General features: G+C 63.9%; 12 protein-coding genes. 7 read left to right on the forward strand and 5 right to left on the reverse strand.

Annotated features, from left to right (window positions below; genetic code table 11):
• Positions 1–178 precede the first annotated feature (178 nt).
• The 3 genes from ABRP30_RS11680 to mexE are packed head-to-tail and all read right to left on the reverse strand — an operon-like array spanning position 179 to position 6,024.
• Positions 179–1,594 (reverse strand): efflux transporter outer membrane subunit, encoded by a 1,416-nt coding sequence (locus ABRP30_RS11680; RefSeq protein ID WP_267823442.1) that lies wholly within the window; start codon positions 1,592–1,594, stop codon positions 179–181.
• Positions 1,591–4,770 carry an efflux RND transporter permease subunit gene (locus ABRP30_RS11685; RefSeq protein WP_241805751.1) on the reverse strand — a complete coding sequence of 1,060 codons (3,180 nt, stop codon included), beginning with the start codon at positions 4,768–4,770 and terminating at the stop codon, positions 1,591–1,593. The genes ABRP30_RS11680 and ABRP30_RS11685 overlap by 4 nt, the downstream gene beginning before the upstream one ends.
• 12 nt (positions 4,771–4,782) lie before the next feature.
• Positions 4,783–6,024 (reverse strand): multidrug efflux RND transporter periplasmic adaptor subunit MexE, encoded by a 1,242-nt coding sequence (gene mexE, locus ABRP30_RS11690; RefSeq protein WP_349974224.1) that lies wholly within the window; start codon positions 6,022–6,024, stop codon positions 4,783–4,785.
• Between the two features lie 230 nt (positions 6,025–6,254).
• Between mexE and ABRP30_RS11695 the strand changes: the two genes are divergently transcribed.
• The gene (locus ABRP30_RS11695) at positions 6,255–7,376 is read left to right on the forward strand and encodes an MFS transporter (RefSeq protein ID WP_349974598.1); all 1,122 of its coding nucleotides are present in this window, start codon (positions 6,255–6,257) and stop codon (positions 7,374–7,376) included.
• 217 nt (positions 7,377–7,593) lie between these two features.
• On the opposite strand, the gene ABRP30_RS11700 is transcribed toward ABRP30_RS11695, so the two are convergent.
• Positions 7,594–8,073 (reverse strand): GNAT family N-acetyltransferase, encoded by a 480-nt coding sequence (locus tag ABRP30_RS11700; protein WP_349974223.1) that lies wholly within the window; start codon positions 8,071–8,073, stop codon positions 7,594–7,596.
• 137 nt (positions 8,074–8,210) lie between these two features.
• On the opposite strand from ABRP30_RS11700, the gene ABRP30_RS11705 reads away from it, so the two are divergent.
• From ABRP30_RS11705 to ABRP30_RS11725, 5 genes are all read left to right on the forward strand, one after another.
• The gene (locus ABRP30_RS11705; RefSeq protein WP_267823449.1) at positions 8,211–8,831 is read left to right on the forward strand and encodes a LysE family translocator; all 621 of its coding nucleotides are present in this window, start codon (positions 8,211–8,213) and stop codon (positions 8,829–8,831) included.
• A gap of 21 nt (positions 8,832–8,852) precedes the next feature.
• The gene (locus tag ABRP30_RS11710; protein ID WP_349974222.1) at positions 8,853–9,725 is read left to right on the forward strand and encodes an alpha/beta hydrolase; all 873 of its coding nucleotides are present in this window, start codon (positions 8,853–8,855) and stop codon (positions 9,723–9,725) included.
• Positions 9,726–9,826: 101 nt separating this feature from the next.
• On the forward strand, positions 9,827–10,702 hold the full coding sequence (locus tag ABRP30_RS11715) for a pirin family protein (protein ID WP_349974221.1): 876 nt from the start codon (positions 9,827–9,829) through the stop codon (positions 10,700–10,702).
• 90 nt (positions 10,703–10,792) lie between these two features.
• Complete coding sequence (locus ABRP30_RS11720; RefSeq protein WP_241805930.1) at positions 10,793–10,969, forward strand: hypothetical protein; 177 nt, start codon at positions 10,793–10,795, stop codon at positions 10,967–10,969.
• Complete coding sequence (locus ABRP30_RS11725; RefSeq protein WP_241805745.1) at positions 10,923–11,183, forward strand: DUF1652 domain-containing protein; 261 nt, start codon at positions 10,923–10,925, stop codon at positions 11,181–11,183. The genes ABRP30_RS11720 and ABRP30_RS11725 overlap by 47 nt, the downstream gene beginning before the upstream one ends.
• 85 nt (positions 11,184–11,268) lie before the next feature.
• On the opposite strand, the gene ABRP30_RS11730 is transcribed toward ABRP30_RS11725, so the two are convergent.
• On the reverse strand, positions 11,269–11,556 hold the full coding sequence (locus ABRP30_RS11730) for a hypothetical protein (protein ID WP_349974220.1): 288 nt from the start codon (positions 11,554–11,556) through the stop codon (positions 11,269–11,271).
• A 314-nt stretch (positions 11,557–11,870) separates the two neighbouring features.
• On the opposite strand from ABRP30_RS11730, the gene mnxG reads away from it, so the two are divergent.
• On the forward strand, positions 11,871–17,750 hold the full coding sequence (gene mnxG / locus ABRP30_RS11735; protein WP_349974219.1) for a manganese-oxidizing multicopper oxidase MnxG: 5,880 nt from the start codon (positions 11,871–11,873) through the stop codon (positions 17,748–17,750).
• The last annotated feature ends 4 nt before the right edge of the window (positions 17,751–17,754 follow it).

Here is a 17,754-nt window from a genome sequence, read left to right on the forward strand (position 1 = left end):
AAGTGGAAGCTTGGGGCAGATTGGCCTGGGCTGCAAGGGCGCCACAGCAATCGGGCCATGCGCCTGGCCGCGCCGACAGCGGCCTGCAACCCTGGCAAAAAAAGCCCCGCAAGCCAAGGCCAGCGGGGCAAACGGTTGGGGGAGGAACCAACCAAAGGAGTCGTTGAAGAGAGGGGAGTCAGCGGGCGCTGGCCACCGTTTCCGGTTGCCAGCCGCCACCCAGCGCCTTGTAGATCGAGACAATGCCGCGATACAGGTCAACCTCGCCCTGCGCCTGTGCGTCTTCAGCGCTCAGCCGCTCACGCTCGGCATCGAGCAGCACCAGATAATCCACCGTGCCTTCGCGGTAGCGCACCGAGGCCAGGTCAGCCGCCTTGCGGCTGGCCTCGCTCTGGCGCATCAGCGACAGCAGCCGCTGTTGGGTCTTGTCATAGTCGCTGAAGGCGTTGGCCGACTCTTCCAAGGCCAGCAGTACCTGTTGTTCATAGTTGGCCAAGGCGCCTTCGGCATCGGCCTTGGCACCGCGCAGGCGGGCCCGTACGCTGCCCAGATCGAACGCCGCCCACGTGATGCTTGGCCCCAGCCCCCAAGCGTTGGCGGCCGACGAACCGATCTGCGAACCGCGCGCCGCGGTAAAGCCCAAAAAGCCGCTCAGGCTCACCCGCGGGAACAGGTCGGCAGTGGCCACGCCCACATTGGCAGTGGCAGCGGCCAGTTGGCGCTCGGCACTGCGGATATCCGGGCGGCGGCGCAGCAGCTCACCCGGATCGCCCACCGGCAGGGCCTTGGCGATGGCCGGCAAGGCCTTGGGCGAGAGGTCCACGCTCAGGGCGTCCGGGCGTTGGCCGAGCAGGGTGGCAATGCGATGACGCGCGCGTGCCTGCTCGGCCTGTAGTTGTGGCACGGTGGCTTCGACGCCGGCCAGGCGGGCGTCGGCGCGTACCACGTCAAGCTCGTTGCCGACCCCGGCGTCACGCAGGGTCACGGTGATGCTGCGCGACTCCTGCTGGGTCTTGAGGTTGGCCACGGCGATCTTCTCGCGCAGTTGTGCACCGCGCAGCTGGCCATAGGCGTCGACCAGTTCGGCGATCAGGCTGACCTGCAACTGTTGCAGGTCGGCCTCGGCGGCCGCGGCCTGCGCGTCGCTGGCCTCGATCTGGCGTTGAATACGGCCGAACAGGTCGAGCTCCCAGGCCATGTCCAGGCCCAGGTCGTAACGCTCGCTGTTGACCCGCTGATCGGTCTGGCCGGGCACCTGGCCCTTGCCGATCTCACTGCTGGCGCGGCTGGTGACCACTGGCAACTGGTCGTTCGCGGCATCATCGCGGATCGCCCGTGCCGACTTGAGCCGGGCAAAGGCCACGCGCAGGTCGCGGTTGCCGTCCAGCGAAGCCTGCACCAACTGGTTCAGTACCGGGTCATCGAACTGCTTCCACCACACGCTCTCGAAGCGGCTACGGTCGAAGGCCTTGGCCGGCACGTCGCTGGCCATACGCGCAGGCTCAGTGGCTGGCGCTTTGTAGTCCGGGCCTACCGCGCAGGCCGCAAGGGCCAGGGCCAGCAGGCTCGGGGTCAGGGGTTTGAGCAGCTTCATGCGTGGTTCTCCAGCGATTGAACGCGTTCGGCCTTGCGCGCCTGGCGACGTTCGACGAAACGGCGAATCAGGAAGAAGAACACCGGGGTCAGGAACAGGCCGAACACCGTCACGCCGATCATCCCCGAGAACACCGCGACACCCATCGCATGGCGCATCTCCGAACCGGCCCCGGAGGAGAACACCAGCGGTACCACGCCCATGATGAAGGCGATCGAGGTCATCAGGATCGGCCGCAGGCGCAGGCGGCAGGCTTCCAGCACCGCCGCCAGTGGGTCGAGCCCCTTGGCTTGCTCGTCCTTGGCGAACTCGACGATCAGGATGGCGTTCTTGCAGGCCAGGCCCACCAGTACGATCAGGCCGATCTGGGTGAAGATGTTGTTGTCGCCACCGGACACGATCACCCCGGTGATCGCTGACAGCAGGGTCATCGGCACGATCAGGATCACCGCCAGTGGCAGGCTCCAGCTTTCGTACTGGGCCGCCAGCACCAGGAACGCCAGCAGCACGCACAATGGGAACACCAACAGTGCGGTGTTGCCGGAGAGGATCTGCTGATAGGTCAGGTCGGTCCACTCGAAGGTCATGCCGTTGGGCAGTTCCTCGTTCAGCAGTTTCTCGATCGCGGCTTCAGCCTGGCCGGAACTGTAGCCCGGGGCTGCCGCACCGTTGATTTCAGCGGTGATGAAGCCGTTGTAGTGCATCACCCGATCTGGCCCGGAGGTGTCGCTGACCTTCAGGAAGGTCGCCAGCGGGATCATTTCGCCCAGGTTGTTGCGCACCTTCAGCTGGCCGATCTGCTCGGCATCGAGGCGGAACTGCTGCTCAGCCTGGACGTTGACCTGGTAGGTGCGGCCAAAGCGGTTGAAGTCGTTGGTGTACAGCGAGCCCAGGTAAACCTGCAGGGTGTCGAAGATGTCGGTAATCGCCACGCCGTGGGTCTTGGCCTTTTCCCGGTCGATGGCTGCATCGACCTGGGGCACGTTGACCTGGTAACTGGTGAACAGGCCGGCCAGCTCCGGCACGTTGTGGCTCTTGGCGATGATGTTCTGGGTTTCCTTGTACAGCGCTTCGTAGCCCAGGTTGCCGCGGTCTTCGATCTGCAGGCGGAAGCCGCCGATGGTGCCCAGGCCTTGTACCGGCGGTGGGGGGAAGATCGCGATGTAGGCATCCTGGATGTCGGCGAACTGGGCGTTCAGCGCTGCAGCGATGGCAGCGGCCGACTGGCTCGGGTCCTTGCGCTCATCGAACGGCTTGAGCGGGGTGAACACGATGCCGCTGTTGGGGCTGTTGGTGAAGCCGTTGATCGACAGGCCCGGGAAGGCTACCGAGTCGGCCACGCCAGGTTGCTTCAAGGCGATTTCGCTCATGCGCTTGATCACCGCCTCGGTGCGGTCGAGGCTGGCGGCATCAGGCAATTGGGCGAACGCTACCAGGTACTGCTTGTCCTGGGCCGGTACGAAGCCGGTCGGGGTGGACGAGAAGCCGAGGTAAGTCAGGCCCATCAGGCCGGCATAGACGAACAGGGCGATGCCGCTGGAGCGGATGACCCGGCGCACGCCACCGACGTAACTGTGGCTGGCGCGGTCGAAGAAGCGGTTGAACGGGGAGAACAGCCAGCTGCCCAGCAGTTTTTCCAGCAACCGCGAGAAACGGTCCTTGGGTGCGTGGTGCTCTTTGAGCAGCACTGCGGCCAGTGCCGGTGACAGGGTCAGCGAGTTGAACGCCGAAATCACGGTCGAGATGGCAATGGTCAGGGCGAACTGTTTGTAGAACTGCCCGGTAAGGCCGGAGATGAATGCGGCGGGCACGAACACTGCACACAGTACCAGGGCGGTGGCGATGATCGGCCCGGTCACTTCACCCATCGCCTTTTGCGTGGCTTCCAGCGGTTTGAGGCCCAGCCCGATGTTGCGTTCGACGTTCTCCACCACGACGATGGCGTCGTCCACCACGATACCGATGGCCAATACCAGGCCGAACAGCGACAAGGCGTTGAGCGAAAAGCCGAACAGGTGCATCACCGCGAAGGTACCGATCAGCGACACCGGCACAGCCAGCAGCGGGATGATCGAGGCGCGCCAGGTCTGCAGGAACAGGATCACCACCAGCACCACCAGCACCAGCGCTTCGAACAGGGTGTGCACCACCGCTTCGATGGAGCCGCGCACGAAGATGGTCGGGTCATAGACGATGCTGTAGTCCATGCCTTCGGGGAAGTCTTTCTTCAGCTCGGCCATCTTCGCCCGCACTTCGTCGGAGATCTCGATGGCGTTGGAGCCAGGGCGCTGGAAGATCGGAAGGGCCACTGCGGGCTGGTTGTTCAGCAACGAGCGCAGGGCGTACTGGCTGGAGCCGAGCTCGACCCGGGCGATGTCCTTCAAGCGGGTGATTTCGCCATCGGCACCGGCGCGGATGATGATGTTCTCGAACTCTTCCTCGTTGACCAGCCGGCCCTGGGTGTTGATCGACAACTGGAAGCTGGTGGAGCCGGGGGCGGGCGGGGCGCCCAGCTGGCCTGCCGCCACCTGGCGGTTCTGCTCGCGGATGGCCGCGACCACGTCGCCGGCGGTCAGGTTGCGCGAAGCGGTCTTGTTCGGGTCGAGCCACACCCGCAGCGAGTAGTCGCCCATGCCGAACAGTTGCACATCACCCACGCCGCCCAGGCGTGCCAGTTCGTCCTTGATGTTGAGGATGGCGTAGTTGGACAGGTACAGCATGTCGTAGCGGTTGTCCGGCGAGGTCAGGTGCACCACCATGGTCAGGTCGGGCGAGGCTTTGTCCACGGTGATACCGATGCGGGTCACTTCTTCCGGCAGCTTGGGCTGGGTGCGCGTGACACGGTTCTGTACCTGTACCTGCGCGTTGTCCAGGTCGGTGCCCAGGGCGAAGGTGATGGTCAGGGTGAGCTTGCCGTCGGCGGTGGATTGTGAGGACATGTACAACATGTTCTCGACACCGGTGATGGCCTGCTCCAGCGGTGCGGCGACGGTTTCGCCGATCACTTTGGGGTTGGCGCCCGGGAAGTTGGCGCGCACCACCACGGTAGGCGGCACCACTTCCGGGTATTCACTGATCGGCAACTGGAACAGCGAGATAGAGCCCGCGATCAGCAGTACCAGCGACAGCACCGCGGCGAAGATTGGCCGGGTAATGAAGAATTTGGAGAAGTTCATCGGTGTTGTCCCTTAACCGCGCGGCGCTTGGGCGCCGGCGACTTTTGCATTGGTGCCGGCCACCTTTGGCGCCGGGTTGCTGGCCTCCAGCGCCTGGCGCTGCTGGGCGAGGGCAGCGAGGGTCTGTTCGCTGGCCATCGGTGTTTCTTCGGGGGTGACTGGCGAGCCGGGGCGCACCCGCTGCAGGCCTCTGACCACGATGCGGTCGTCCTTGTCCAGGCCGCTGCGCACGATACGCAGGCCTTCGAGCTTGGGCCCCAATTCAACGGCGCGGTAGTTGGCCTTGTTGTCCTTGTCCATGACCAGCACGAACTTCTTGCCAAGGTCGGTGCCCACCGCCTCATCGTTGATCAGCACAGCGTCGTACTGGGCGCTGCCCACCAGCTTGAGGCAGGCATACAGGCCAGGGGTGAACTGGCCGTCGCGGTTGTCGAACACGGCACGGCCACGGATGGTGCCGGTGCGCGGGTTGACCTGGTTGTCGACGAAGTTCATCTGGCCCAGGTGCGGGTTGCCGGTTTCGTTGGTCAGGCCGAGGTAGACCGGTGTCGCCTGGCCGCGCTGGCCTTCACGCGCCAGCTGGGTGTACTTGAGGTACACGCGCTCGTCGGCATCGAAGTAGGCATAGACCTTGTCGGTGGAGACCACGCTGGTCAGTGGCGTGACATCGGCGGTGACGATGTTGCCGGCGGTGTACTGGGCGCGGCTGACACGGCCACTGATTGGCGCGGTGACGCGGGTGAAACTCAGGTTCAGGCGTGCCAGGTCGAGCTGAGCCTGGATCGCATCGACACCGGCGCGGGCCTCAGCGGCGGCGCTGCTGCGCGATTCGGCAAGCTCGGCGGAGATGGCGTTGCTGTCACGCAGGCGCTCGCCGCGGCGGGCTTCGTTGGCGCTGCGCACGGCGGTGGCCTTGGCTTGCTGCAACTGGGCTTCGAGGCGGCGCACTTCAGCCTGGAACGGGCGGGGGTCGATCTGGAACAGCAGGTCGCCTTTCTTGACCTTGGCGCCTTCGGTGAAGGCCACCAGGTCGATCTGGCCGGACACGCGCGGGCGTACTTCGACGGTTTCCGGTGCTTCGAGGCGCCCAGTGAATTCATCCCATTCGTTGATCGGCTGCTCGATCACCTTGGCGACGGTGACCTTGGGCGCGGCGGGAGCCTGCACGGCATCTGGGGTGCGGCCACAAGCGCTGAGCACCACCACTGCCAGGGCAGCGAGGGGAAAGCGCAGGGGTTTGAGTGAGTGGTCCATGGAGAACTCCGCCAAAGTATTAGTAGTGGGCGGAGTGTGAGTGCCTTGCGCGTGACGCACGAATCGAACGCAGCGAAGGTTAATATCACGCGCAATGATAGGTCGGGATATTTCATCGATGGCGAGCATGGTAGGGTGCCCGTTCTGATCTCTCCCCGCATGTGACCCAAGGCCCGATCGTGAACAGCTCCCCCCGACTCCCCGGGCCCCTCGGCATCGTCTGCCTGGGCATCCTGCAAATCCTGGTGTGGGGCGGTTCGTTCTTCCTCATGGCGGTGATGGCCGAGCCGATCAGCCACGATACGGGATGGCCCAGCCAGTGGGTGTACGGTGCGCTATCGCTGAGCTTGATGGTCTCGGCGCTGTGCGCCCCGCTGTCCAGCCGCCTGATCGCACGCTTCGGTGGCCGTCCACAGATGGCCGCCAGCGGCGCGGTGGTCGCGGTGGGCTTGCTGATCATAGCCACCAGTCAGAGCCTGGCGCTGTTCTTGCTGGCGTGGGTGGTGATCGGGGTGGGCATGGCAATGGGGCTGTACGAGGCACTGTTCGCCACCCTTGGCGGGTTGTATGGCGAGGGTGCGGGCAAGGCCATCACAGGGATCACGCTGATCGCCGGTTTCGCCTCGACCCTGTCCTGGCCCACCGTGGCCCTGGCCATCGAACACCTGGGCTGGCGCACCACGTGCGGTTGCTATGCGCTGGTGCTGCTGTTGCTGGTGGCGCCGCTGTATTGGCGAGTGTTGCCGGCCGGAGGGCGGGTGGAGGTACGCAGGGCGCAGGGCCAAGGCACCGCGATTGGGGTCGATCGCCAGCTTTACCTGCTGTTGACCGGTATGTTCGCCATTGGCGCGATCATCATGACCGCCATTGCCGTGCAACTGGTGGCCGTGCTTCAGGGCCTGGGGCATTCGCTGCATGTGGCCATCGGCCTGGCGGCGATGCTCGGCCCCAGCCAGGTGGCGTCCAGGGTGTTGCAGATTCTGGCCGGCCAACGCCATCCGATCTGGACGGCGCTGGCCTGGGTCAGCCTGGTGCTGGTCGGCCTGCTGCTGGTGACGCTGGTCCCGGCGGCCACGGCCGTGGGCCTGCTGGTGTTCGGTTGCGGTAATGGCTTGCGGGCGATCGTGCGCGGGCTATTACCCTTGGCGATGATGCCGCCTGCGCAATACGTGCTGTTGATGGGGCGCATGTCGCGGCCTTCGCTGATCGGGCAGGCGTTGACGCCCGTGGTGGGGGGTTACCTGTTCGAGCACTTCGGCGCGATGGGGGTGCTGGTGACCTTGTGCCTGTTGGCCTTGGTCAATGTGGTGTTCGTGGGGATGGTGATGCAGCGGGTGCGCAGCAGCGCGTGACGGGCGTGAAATGGATGTAGGCAATACTGGCCCCATCGCCGGCAAGCCGGCTCCCACAGGGATCGCGCCAGCTTTTGCAAGTTGAGCAAGACAGTTATTGCCAGATTTGGACAACAATCCTAAGTCCAGGCGCTGTCCATATTGTGGGCCGGCTTGCCGGCGATGAGGCCGGCACTGCCAGCGACCGACCAACCGCCAAGGGCATCCGGGCTACCGGTCAACCCCGGGCAAACTGCAGCAGCTTGTCCCCATCCAACCGGTACCGCACCCACTCATCCTGCGGCTCGGCACCCAGCGATTTGTAGAACCCGATCGCCGGCTCATTCCAGTCCAGCACACTCCACTCCAACCGCCCGCAGCGGTTCTCCACGGCTTCGCGGGCAATGTGCCGCAGCAGGTCGCGGCCTGCGCCACCGCCGCGCTGTTCTGGCGTGATGTACAGGTCTTCCAGGTAAATACCGTTGCGCCCCAGCCAGGTCGAGTAGCTATAGAAATACACGGCGAAGCCCACTGTCTGGCCATCGCGCTCGCAGATCAGGCTGTGAACCGTGCTGCCTTCATCGAACAGGCTGTGCTCGATATCGGCAAGGGTGGCGATGACTTCGTGGCGTGCCCGCTCGTAGTCGGCCAGTTCGGTGATGAAAGCAAGAATTTGCGCGGCGTCAGTGCGTACTGCGGGGCGGATGGTAAGGCTCATGCTGGGCTTCCTTGAAATGCAGGGCGTTTCATCGATACAGTCATGTGTATCTGCGTAATTTAATGTAACTGTACCGGTCGCGCGGAAGGCGACTGCCGTAGTGTGACAGCACTCATAACGATTCTGGAACGCCTGCCATGCTTGCCTCTTTCGACCTGCTGATGGCCTTTGTGCTGTTTGCCTTCGTTTCCTCCATCACCCCGGGCCCCAACAACACCATGCTGTTGGCATCAGGGGTGAACTTTGGCGTGCGGCGCTCCATCCCTCATGCCCTGGGCATCAGCATCGGCTTCATGGTCCTGGTGCTGGCCGTTGGCCTGGGCCTGGGCGAGGTGTTCAAGGCCTGGCCTGCGTTGTACACCGTGCTGCGTTACGTGGGCGCTGCCTATTTGCTCTACCTGGCGTGGAAGATCGCCACTTCCGGCCCGCTGAGCACCGATTCGCCCAATGCCCGCAAGCCACTTGGCTTCTGGGGGGCTGCAGCGTTCCAGTGGGTCAACCCCAAAGCGTGGGTCATGGCGGTAGGGGCGATCACCACCTACACACCGGCCCAAGGCTATGTGATGAACGTGATCGTCATCGCGGCTGTGTTCGCCTTGGTCAACCTGCCCAGCGTCGGCGTGTGGGTGATGTTTGGCAGTGCGCTGCGTAACCTGCTGCAAAACCCGCGCTGGCTGATGCTGTTCAATGTCCTGATGGCCTTGCTGCTGGTGATATCGCTTTACCCGCTGCTGTTTGTAGAATCGGCGTTTTCGTAACGCGTCGAGTACGGCACACCCATGCAGTTGATCCCCTGGTCTCACCAATGCTCCGAAGGTTTCACCTTGCGCGGCTGGCGCTCGCCGGCCAGCGGCAAGCCGCTGCTGCACTTTTTGCACGGCAATGGCTTTTGCTGCCTGGCCTACCAGCCGATGCTGGCGCGTCTGAGCGAGCACTTCGACCTGTGGCTCAGTGATGTGCAGGGGCATGGCGACAGTGATCATGGCGGTGTGTTCCGCGGTTGGAACCGCACGGCTGAGTTGGCGGTTGAGGCCTTCGAAGCAGGCCGTGGCGAGTACGGCGAGGTACCTCGCTATGCACTGGGGCACAGTTTTGGCGGCGTGCTCACGGGGCTCATCCTGGCCAGCAGGCCTGGGTTGTTCGAGCGCGCCGTATTGCTCGACCCGGTATTGTTCAGCCGGCGCATGATCGGGGTGATGGGGGCTGCCGCGCTGATGGGGCTGCACCGCCGGCACGCCCTGGCACGCAAGGCCGCCAACCGCCGCAGCCATTGGCCCGACCGCGAAGCGGCACTGGCTTCGCTGCAGGGGCGGGGCATCTTCAAGGGCTGGAGCGATGCCGCGCTGCAGGCCTACATCGAACATGCCATCGGTGAGTGCGGTGAAGGCGTGGTGCTCAAGTGCCGGCCGAGCCGAGAAGTGGAAATTTTCAGCTCGTTCCCCACGCGCATGTGGGCGCATCTTGCCGCCATCCAAACGCCCACCCGGGTGCTGTATGGCGAACAGACCTATCCCTTCGTGCCACGTTCGGTGCAGCGGCTGGCGTCGATCAACCCCCGTGTCGAAGCCTGCCAGGTTGCCGGAGGCCATTGTTTCATGCAGGAAGATCCCGGCATGGCAACGCAGCAGGTGCTGGGATATCTGCAGGGCTGAATGACTGTTCCATTAATGGGACGATGCATGCCATTTGCGCGGGCTACCGACCGATTGGTCTCATTGGTAAGGTTAACTTAGCCTTAGAGAGGAGACTTCTCATGAAAAAAATCCTGGGTATTCATCGCAGCCCCCACATCCACTGGGTGGGGGATGGCTTCCCGGTGCGCAGCCTGTTCACCTACGACAACCTGGCCAGCCAGATCAGCCCGTTCCTGCTGCTGGATTATGCCGGCCCGCATGCCTTCACCCCCACCAGTGCCCGGCGTGGCGTAGGCCAGCACCCTCACCGTGGTTTCGAAACGGTGACCATCGTTTATCAGGGCGAACTGGAGCACCGTGATTCGACTGGCGCCGGCGGCCTGATTGGCCCTGGCGATGTGCAATGGATGACAGCCGCCAACGGCATCCTCCACGAGGAGTTCCATTCCCCGGCGTTCGCCCGCAGTGGCGGCACACTGGAAATGGTGCAGCTGTGGGTCAACCTGCCTGCCCAGGACAAACGCGCCGCTGCCGGTTACCAGACGCTGCTGGCAGCGGACATTCCTGAGGTGCCGTTGCAGGGCGAGGCAGGCAGCCTCCGGGTCATCGCCGGCAGTTATCAAGGGCACCCAGGCCCGGCGCGCACCTTCACCGCGATGGATGTCTGGGACATGCGCCTGGGTGCAGGTGCTGCGCTGCAACTGCCAGTCGCTGCTGGTCGCAATGCTGCACTTGTGGTGTTGCGCGGCACTGTGCGGGTCAACGGTGAGCGTGACGCCGGGCCGGCCAGCTTGGTATTGCTGGAGCGAGCGGGGGAAGGCGTGGCCATAGAGGCGCTGGAAGGCGCAAGCGTGCTGCTGCTCAGCGGCGAGCCGATCGACGAGCCGATCGTGGGCTACGGGCCATTCGTGATGAACAGCCAAGCGGAAATTGCCGAGTCCTTCGATGATTTCCATGCCGGGCGCTTCGGCCAGATGGCGGCTGAGCCACGCTGACCGGCCTTGCACCGCTGACCGCCTGTCGTGAAGTGCCATGATTGGATCGAACGGTAGCGGGGCGCGCCCGTTCTTTTACTAAGGTGCTAGATGATTCTCCGCATCACTATTGCCGCGGCGCATGGACGGCCGCCCTGGCATGCTCATTATCAATTGGCACCGCGCCTGCCAAAGGCGTATTCCAATAAACAGGCCATCCACTCAAGAGAGGGTCGCGACAATGTCATTGATAGGCGTTTCGATGCTGGAAATGAGGCAAATGATTGAACAGGCCTGCCTGCCTGATCACTGTGAAGTCAGTTGCCTGGACGGCACCAGCCTGACCATTCGTTTAGCTCATGGGCAGAACATGGAACAGGGCGTGACGCTCAGTGGGGTCTCATTGCAGGACCTGAACAGTTGCCGTGACGTGGTGAAACTGGTCGATCAGCTGCATGCGCTGCGCGACCGTCAGCCAGCGTCGCTAAGGGCCACTGCCTGACCACACGGTGTGCCAAGGTCAGCCGAGGCTGGCCATGGCACATATAGGTCAGTCCCCTGCCAGTTCAAGTTGGTTGACCGCCGCTTCATTGCAATTCAACCAGCAGATTAAGACCGCCATCGCCGCATTTGCCCTTGTCACGAACGACGCCGTGGTAATTGCGGCCATCCCACACGAAAGCCACACTGTGCGCGCGCTCGACTTTGTCCGGAAGCGGCGGGCAGATGTGCAAGCGCAGGGCAGGGCGGCCCTGCAAATTAAGCGCGGCGAGTTGGCACTGGCATTCGACGCTCAGGGCGACCGGGCCAAACAGCGTGTCGCGCACATAATCGAGTTGCACATTGGCGTTCGGGGCGCGGCCGGGCATCTTCATCGTTGCGGGGCTCCAGGGAGTTGGTCTCAATCATCATCTTGAAAGCGCGTGTGCGTGGACGTTCAATTTTTTTCGAAAGTTGTAGACAAAACAGTCACCCCGGGCCCCCAAAACCATCCGTGAATAATCCGTTGCCAGGTGTGCCGCTCCCTGCAATGACAACCAATACCATCCCCTGATGTGGGGATCGCAGCGGGGAATCCTCCCCAATCCGGTTCAATTGCCAGCCTAAGTCATTGACTAAACGGAAATTTTTCTTCTGGCATACACCTTGCTGACCCTCTTGCACAGTTTCTGTGTCCCGGAGGTGCAGCATGTCGACCCCCAATAAAGGCCCCGTCCTCACATCACTTGTATTGGCCCTGCTGAGCGTTACAGCGACCAGCGAAGCGGCTGTGCAATGCCAGCGCACCTTGGTGGCCAACGTGATTGCCCTTGACCAGCCGCTGATGTTCAACCGCCTTGGTGCGCAAAACGCCAACGGCATGATGTTCGCCCTGCGCCAGGATGTGGTGGACGAGCACCAGGTACCGCTGAGCAAGGGGGGCGCCGCAGTGCCGGGCAAGGTAACCCTGCGCCCGGACAAACGCCCGCGCCCCATAGTGCTGCGGGTGGCCGCGGGTGATTGCCTGACGGTCAACCTGACCAACCTGTTGGCTTACCAGGCCAATCCCAATAAACACGGTATCGACCATGATGACAACGAGGTCGAAGGTGTAGAGGAAGAAGAAGGCGAAGAAGGCGAAGAAGCCGCAGAGGTGGAAAATGAGGGCGGCGACAACTTCGTTGTCGACGAGCAGGTCACTGACCGCCACGTCGGCTTTCAGGTCAATGGCCTGCAGGCGGTCAACAGCATCGGCGACATTGCCGCCATCACCGGCCGCAACGGCAACTTCCTGATCGCCCCAGGCGCCACCCGCAGTTACACCCTTTATGCCGAACGCGAAGGTGCCTTCGCCGCCACCAGCCAGGGCGCTACGTTCGGCGGCCAGGGTAACGCCGGCAACGTAGCCAATGGCCTGTTTGGCCAAGTGGTCGTGGTACCCAAAGGTGGGCGCACCTACCGCAACACCCTGAGCGAAGAGGAGATGCGCCTGGCCAGTACCGGCCGGGCCGCCACCGGCCAGCCCGTGGTCGATTATGAGGCCCGCTACCCTCAGGTTGAGCCGTGGATCGCCGAAGGCAAGGCGGGCAAGCCGATCATCGCCATGGTCGACGGCAACGAAATCCTCAGCAGTGAAACCGATGCCATCGTCATGGGGCCCAACCCGGACGGTAGCTTCCCACGTTCCACCTACCCCCTGGAAAGCATCAACAAGCGCAACCCAGCCTTGCCCAACCGGCTGGAAGCGTTTCGCGACTTCGCCTCGCAGTTTGCCGATGAAGTGGCCTCCACCCAGGCCTTCCCGGCCTACTGGGCTGACCCTGTCATGGGCCACGTGCTGGAGCCTGCGCGCGACGCCTTCATGATCAACTACGGCTCGGGCGGCATGGGTGCCGAAGTCGTTGCCAACCGCTTGGGTGTCGGGCCGATGCACGATTGCCTGTCCTGCGCCTTCGAGGAGTTCTTCCTCAGCGCGCACACCGTGGGTGATATCGGCACCCTGGTGGACGTGCCAGCCAACGTCGGCCTTGAACACATTCGCCCAGGCGATACCCCACCGGCCAGCGCCACTGGCGTCAAGGCCAGCATGGCGCTGTACCCGTCCGAGCCGTCCAACGTGCACCACAGCTACATTGGCGACTTCACCAAGTTCCGCAACACCCACAACGGCCATGAGCAACACATTTTCCACCTGCACGGCCACCAGTGGCTGTTCAACCCCAATGACGACAACTCCGACTACATCGATGCCCAGGGCATAGGCCCAGGTGTGGGGTACACCTATGAGATAGCCAATGGCGGCTCGGGCAACCGTAACCGTGTGGCGGGCGATGCCATCTACCATTGCCACTTCTACCCGCACTTCGCCCAAGGCATGTGGGCCATGTGGCGGGTGCACGATGTGTTCGAGGAGGGGACCCGCCTGGAAGTCAGCGGGCAGGGCCAGGATGGCTTCCATGACACGCCGTTCGCCTTGCGCAGCGGCAAGCCGGCGGCCGGCGCACGTGCGCTGCCTGACGGCGAAATCATCGCGGGTACGCCGATACCGGCGATCGTGCCGCTGCCAGGCAAAGCCATGGCGCCGATGCCGGGCAAGGTGGTGGTCGTGCCGAAGCTGGCGCAAGAGCTGGTCGCCGAAGGTGACGACGATCACGAAGACCCAGAGCATGGCGATGACGATCACAGCGGTGCGCCGGGCGCGGCCAAGGCTATAGGCTCGCTGGCACTGGTCGACCGCAGTGAAACCAACCGCAACGCTGATGGCACCCTGAAAAACCCAGGCTACCCCTTCTGGATCGGCGGTATGGAAAGCAGCGTCGGCCAGCGTCCGCCGACCCCGCCGCTGGACATGCTCGACCCGGCCATGGCTCGCCAGCTCAAGGACAGCGGCGCAGCGCTGTGGGCCAACCTCGACGGCAACCAGGTCGACGGATGGGACGGCGGCCTGGGCCGACATGCGCTCGATGGCGTCTCCGCTGGGGGCGAAGCCGTGACCACCACCACCAAGCTCGATTTCTCCAAGGTGGTGGAAAAGGCCAAACCGATCTACCTGCCCGAGGAGGGCACCGAGGTCGAGCAGGCCGCCATGCAGTTCCACGCCAAGGCCGAGCACCCAAGCTTTGCCCTGATCCCTGGCAGCCAGCCGGTGGCCAAGGCGTTTCGCACCAACGGTGCTCTGCCAACCGCCGGCGCCCCGTTCTTCGAGCCGTGCATGGATGACCGCGGCAAACGTCTGACCCAAGCCTCGTCCACGGGCGAATACAACAGCGGTGAAAGCCTGACCAGCATCAGCTTCCGGGGTGCCTCCACGTTCACTGCCGACCGTCCTCGCATCTACAAGGCGGCCAATATCCAGTTCGACGCGGTGTTCAACAAGGTCGGCTATCACTTCCCGCAGACGCGCATCCTTGCGCTGTGGGAAGACGCCTGGCCGGTGATCACCAAGCAGCGCCCGCCAGAGCCGCTGGTGATGCGCATGAACACCTTCGACTGCACCATGTACCAGCAGACCAACCTGATCCCGGCGTTCTATGAAATGGACGACTACCAGGTGCGCACACCGACCGATGTGATCGGCCAGCACATTCACCTGCCCAAGTGGGACCTGACCTCAGCCGACGGTTCGGCCAATGGCTGGAACTACGAAGACGGTGTCCTCTCGCCCGGCAGCGTGGTGGAGCGCGTGCATGCCATCCGTGCGTTCAATGGCTGTTCCGAGGGCGACAGCCGCGACGGCACTGCAGCCTGCCCGACGGCCAAGCCGCACCCGTACTTCGGCCGCTTTGGCCGGGCCGACTGGGTGGGCGCGCGCACGGCCATGCAGCGCTGGTTCGCCGACCCGCTGGTCAACGTGCACAACGTCGACCGGGGGCTGGGCACCATCTTCACCCATGACCACTTCGGCCCATCGACCCACCAGCAGTTGGGCCTGTACGCCACTGTGCTGGCCGAGCCTGCCGGCTCTACCTGGCACCACGCCGAAACCGGCGAGCAGCTGTACAACCCGGCACTGCGCCAGGACGGTGGCCCGACCTCGTGGCAGGCGGTGATCAATACCGGCGACAATGACGGCGATGGCAAGAACGACAGCTACCGCGAGTTCTTCCTCGAGTACAGCGACTTTCAGCATGCCTATGAAGCAGGCGTGTATGTGGGCGCCGGCCCCGATGGCGTGCCTAACGCCCAGGCCTACCCAGCCTCGGGCGACAGCTTCCGCTACGCCATCAACCCGCCCGTTCGGCAGAAGGCCTCGAACCTGCTGGAGTCGGTCGTCGAATCGCGCGGGGGCCTCAACCCTGGTTGCCCGACCCGGCCATGCCCACAGGCGATCTCGGTGGATGACCCGGGCATGTTCGTCGTCAACTACCGCAACGAGCCATTGGCCCTGCGCGTCTTCGACCCGAACAAGGTGGCGCCGGATGGCAAACGCGGCATGCAGGCCGATGGCCTGGGAGGCGACCTGGGGTATGCCCTGCAGAGCCGCACCGACCGAGCCATCCCGGCCATGAACCTGGCCCCCTCGGCGATCAACTCGGCGGTTGGCCCCACCGGTGGCACCACCTTGTTCCCACCGCACATCAATACAGCAGGCAGCGAACCAGGCGACCCATTCACCCCGATGCTGCGCACCTACTCTGGCGACAACGTGCGGTTGCGTATGCACGCGGGCGGCTATGAGGAGGAGCACAACGTCACGATGCACGGCGTCAAATGGCTGCAGAACGGCACCGGCTACGGCAGCAGCTCCAACTCGGGATGGAAGGCCTCGCAGATGATCGGCATTTCCGAGCAGCTGGGCTTCCTGGCGCCGGTATCGATGATTTCCAGCTCGGCAGCCACCAATGGTGACTACCTGTATTCGCTGGACGCGGCGCTGGAAGGCTACTGGAACGGCATCTGGGGCGTCATGCGCAACTACACCGCGCAACGGCCCGACTTGTTCGCGTTGCCGAACAACCCGCAACCGGTGGCCATGCGCAACACCGTGAACTTCGATGGCATCTGCCCGAAAACCACGGCCAACCCCAACGGCGTCGGCACCCGGCCAACGGTCAAGCGCAACTACGAAGTGGTCGCCGCGCTGGCCAACGACATCCTGGAAAACCGCCATGGTGTGAGCATCAGCGACCCGGCCGGTATCGGCCAGCACGTCGGCGGCCCGCTGAAGGCCAATGGCGGCACCCTGGTATTCAACAGCCGTACCACCAGCATCCCGCAGGTGACGGTGACCGACGAGGAGGACGGCACCACCTTCACCGTGGGCGGGCACAGCGCGCCCCTGCACGACCCCACCGCCGTGCTGTACGTGCGCAAGGCCGACCTGGATACCAGCACCGGCAAGCTCAAGGCTGGGGTGCCGGTCGAGCCTCTGGTGTTGCGCGCCAATGCCGGGGACTGCATCAGCATCACCCTGGAGAACCGCCTGCCGCTGGTGATGCCGGACCTGCCCAGCACGGCAGTGATGCAGAACGTGGTCAAGCGCGACCGCAACGACAGCGAAGGCTCCACCGCCTTCAACAACAACCTGATGCGGCCCTCCAGCCACGTCGGCCTGCACGCCCAACTGCTGGCCTATGACATCACCAAGTCCGATGGCGTCAACGTCGGCCTCAACCCGGTGCAGACCGTACCGCCGCGCAGCGGTAACAGCGGTGCCTACCCGACCAGGGTGTACCAGTACTATGCCGGGCACCTGGAGCGCGAAGGCAAGCCGGTGCTGCAACTGGGCCGCACGGTGGACAACATCCGCAACACGGCAATCGAGTTCGGCGCTCTCAACCTGACCCCGGCGGATGTCATCAAGCAACCGCAGAAAGGCCTGGTCGGTGCCATGAGCATCCTGCCGCAGACCGCTACCTTCACCGAGGACGCGGCCAGCCGCGTGCAAGCCACGGTCAAGGTCAGTGGCCAGCCAGACTACCGTGACTTCGTCACCGTCTGGCAGCGGGCGCTGAACATGCGTTGGGCCGACGGCCGCCCGGTGGAGGGCATCGCCACCGAAGGCAATGGTGTGCCGGGTGACCCGAAAGACAACGGCAACATGGCCATCAACTACAAGACCGAGCCGCTGTGGTTGCGCTTCGGCCTGGCACCGGACGCTCCGTTCGGCCGTGCCGATGGCTTTGGCTTCGGCGATGTACCCAACGCGCACATGGCCTACAGCAATGCCCTGGTGGGTAGCGACCCGCAAACCCCGGTGCTGTACGCCAAACCCGGCCAACCCGTGCGCAGCCATGTGGTGATGCCCAGTGGCGGCAGCCGTGGCATCACCTACCAGCTCGATGGGCACCTGTGGCCGCTGCATGCCTACCAGGCCGAGAAAAATGACCTCGATGGCTACCCGATGAAGCAGCCTGGTATCGGCTCGGTACGCTTTGGCTACAACCCGATGTCGATGTACATCGGTGCCCAGGAGAGCGTGCTGCCCGCCGCGCACTTCAGCTTCATGTTGCCCAGCGCCGGGGGCGCCAACGCCGTACCGGGCGACTACCTGTTCCGTGACTATGCCGCCTACGGCAATACATCGGGGCTGTGGGGGATTCTGCGGGTTACCGACGACGCACCGCCGGCAACGGCGCCAGCACAATAAGAAA

Source organism: Pseudomonas sp. WHRI 8519 (assembly GCF_040224055.2).
Lineage (GTDB): Bacteria > Pseudomonadota > Gammaproteobacteria > Pseudomonadales > Pseudomonadaceae > Aquipseudomonas > Aquipseudomonas putida_X.